This window comes from Xenorhabdus sp. SGI240 (genome assembly GCF_040081915.1).
In the GTDB taxonomy this organism is placed as follows: Bacteria; Pseudomonadota; Gammaproteobacteria; order Enterobacterales; family Enterobacteriaceae; genus Xenorhabdus; species Xenorhabdus bakwenae.
In genome coordinates, this window is sequence record NZ_JBEBMB010000151.1 from 1 (window position 1) to 3,064 (window position 3,064).

Sequence of the window (3,064 nt, forward strand, 5' to 3'; positions counted from 1 at the left end):
ATCGGCGTCAATCAGGAGAGTATTTAAACCCGCATCGGCAAAAAAGCCAGCCAGATTCGCGGCGTGGGTGGATTTACCTTCACCGCCTTTGGGTGAAATGATGGGAAGTATTTTCATTTTGCATACTCGGTTAATTGAGTAGCAAAACAAGAAAACCCAGGTTATTAACAGTTTCTCAACTTAAGAGGGGATTGAAAATCCCCGTGTCCTTGGTTCGATTCCGAGTCCGGGCACCACTTCAACTTCCAGTGAAGTCCAGCCCAGTAAAACAATTTCTCTCAAACCCAGTAAAATCAACACCCTTTCTTATTTTTAGGTCTAGTTTCGTCTGTTGCAATCAAGATGCAGCGAAGGGCATAATTCGGGGCACCTACCATTCGATTACAGACATGCCCTTAATAATGAAACTAAACGCACGACAAATCGAAACTGCAAAACCCAAAGAAAAAACCTACAAACTCGCCGATGGTGGCGGTCTTTATTTAGAAGTCTCGTCACGTGGCTCAAAATACTGGCGCATGAAGTATTACCGCCCCACCGATAAGAAAGAAGACCGACTGGCATTTGGTGTTTATCCGGCAGTGTCGTTAGCCGATGCCCGTGCCAGACGCGATGAAGCCAAGAAGCTGATTGCCCAGGGTATCGACCCCAAAGCAGAGAAAAAAGGCACACCAACGCCCGCCAAAGTAAACACCTTTGAACAAGTCGCCCGTGCCTGGCATGCCAGTAACAAACGCTGGAGCGACAGCCACCGCCAAAAAGTGCTGCGCAGCCTTGAGCAGTATATTTTCCCGCATATCGGCACCCGCGATATTACCACACTCCGCACCAGCCAGTTGTTAGCGCCAGTCAAAGCCATTGATGAGCAGGGCAAACACGATATTGCCCAGCGGTTACGGCAACGTGTCACCGCTATCATGCGCTATGCCGTCCAGAATGATATTTTGGAGTCCAACCCAGCTAATGATATGGCCGGCGCACTCACCACCACAAAATCCCGTCACCATCCCGCACTGCCCCATGAATATTTGCCTGACTTTTTAGCTCGCTTATCTTCTTATCGCGGGCGCTTATTGACCAAGATCGCGGTAGAACTGGCGCTGCTAACATTTGTCCGCTCCAGCGAACTGAGATTTGCCCGCTGGCAGGAAATCGACCTTGACCACGCGGTCTGGAAAATTCCCGCCACACGAAAACCCATCAAAGGCGTTCGATTCTCAGAGCGCGGCATGAAAATGAAAACTGAGCATATTGTACCCCTGAGCCGTCAAGCAGTCTCGTTATTCAAAGAGTTGCACGTACTGAGCGGTAATTGCGAAGTTGTGTTTCCCAGTGATCATGGTTCCGCGAAAGTCATGAGTGAAAACACCGTCAATAGTGCGTTACGCAATATGGGCTACGACACTCAAACCGACGTCTGTGGGCACGGCTTCCGCACAATGGCACGCGGTGCGATGGGGGAATCAGGTCTTTGGAGCGATGATGCCATCGAGCGCCAGCTCAGTCATATCGAACGCAACAACGTCCGGGCAGCCTATATTCATACGTCTAAATATCTGGACGAACGGCGGCTGATGGTGCAGTGGTGGGCGGATTATCTGGATGCGAACCGGGAAAAATATATCGCACCGTATGACTTTGCCAAGCCCCTGCGTGACAGAAAAAACCGATAACGCAACACGAAAATTAATCTTTCATCGAGCAATAACTAATTAACGCTGTTTATTGTGTCTTGTTTTTTAAATAATCCGCCTGTCATCAAACAACGTCCACGATGAGCGCTCAGGGACTCGGTAACAGGAGAATTAACATGACAGTGGCAGCAGTGAAAGTAAGCCTGATTCGTTTGCCGGAAGTACAGCGCAGAACAGGTTACAGCAAGGCGTGGATCTACAAACTGATTAGTGATGGGGCATTCCCAAAACAGGTCAAAATCGGCCCGCGTTCCGTGGCCTTTATTGAATCGGAAATTGATGACTGGATCGCCCAGCGTATCGCTGAATCACGGGTGGCATAACAGACAAAAGACTATGACATAAGAAACAGAATATAAAACACAACGCCCCAGTGTGATGGCACACATCTGAGGCGTTTCACCAACAATCATTAAGCAAGGTAAAAATGATGGCTGATACACAGCATACCCAAACTCGCCCTAAATTTATACAGCAAAAAACAACAAGTCACTCAAAACCACTTGATCTTATCCAAACCGTGAAAACATCGGCTATGTACTCTTGGGCAAATTTACTGCCTGCCTGTGGCATTGAGATCCCTGCAAAAGGTAAACATGGCGCTTGCCCTGTCTGCGGTGGCACCGACCGTTTCCACTTTATCGATGATCACCATCACGGCAACTGGCACTGCCGCCAGTGTGACATCCCAAACTATGGTGATGGGCTGGATTTAGTGGCAAAAACCAAAGGGATCTCCATCGCTGAGGCAGCTAAAGTGGTCGCTAATGTAATGGCACTACCTTTACCTGAACCCAAGCCCGCCAAAGAAATCCATTATCCCACACAGCCGATTGCCGAAAGAGTGGCGGCACTGATGGCACAAACTGTCGCCGGGCAATCGCCCTATCTGGCGGCAAAGGGGATACAATGCCTCAATCAGCGGCTACTGTTCGATAATTCGACTGTGCTGGCACTGACAGCCCTGGATAAAAAAGTCACCGGTGCGCAGATCATCAAACCCAATGGTGAGAAAAAATTACTCTCTGGCAGCCAGAAGAAAGGCGCTTTTATTGCCGTATCAGAACTGGAGGAGCACCCCGATACGGTTATCATTACAGAGGGTTACGCCACAGCACTCACGGTTAACCATCTCTGTCAAGGCACTGTTTTGGCAGCACTGGATGCAGGTAATTTATATTCTGTTGCCAAAGCCGTTCGGGAGCGGTGGCCGAACATAAAAATCATTATTGCAGCAGATAATGACTGGCATAGCCCCAGTGATCTGGATAAGAACGGCAAACCAAAAGTAAATATCGGCAAGATTTCAGCAGAAAAAGCAGCCCTTGCGGTTAATGGATGGATCTCGTTACCGCCTACAGAACATAAAG

4 protein-coding genes are annotated in these 3,064 nt (G+C 48.8%); 3 read left to right on the top strand and 1 reads right to left on the bottom strand.

Going from position 1 to position 3,064, the window contains the following annotated elements:
* Positions 1–117, bottom strand: a 117-nt coding sequence (locus ABLA76_RS17765) for an AAA family ATPase (protein ID WP_348988924.1), incomplete at its 3' end; no start/stop codon positions are given.
* Positions 118–401: 284 nt separating this feature from the next.
* Here ABLA76_RS17765 and ABLA76_RS17770 point away from each other — a divergent pair.
* The 3 genes from ABLA76_RS17770 to ABLA76_RS17780 all read left to right on the top strand — a co-directional run.
* Positions 402–1,673, top strand: a complete 1,272-nt coding sequence (locus ABLA76_RS17770) for an integrase arm-type DNA-binding domain-containing protein (RefSeq protein WP_348988921.1) — start codon at positions 402–404, stop codon at positions 1,671–1,673.
* Between the two features lie 137 nt (positions 1,674–1,810).
* Positions 1,811–2,017: an AlpA family transcriptional regulator gene (locus tag ABLA76_RS17775; RefSeq protein ID WP_348988922.1), complete on the top strand. Its 207-nt coding sequence runs from the start codon at positions 1,811–1,813 to the stop codon at positions 2,015–2,017.
* A gap of 107 nt (positions 2,018–2,124) precedes the next feature.
* Positions 2,125–3,064, top strand: a 940-nt coding sequence (locus ABLA76_RS17780; RefSeq protein WP_348988923.1) for a primase-helicase zinc-binding domain-containing protein, incomplete at its 3' end; no start/stop codon positions are given.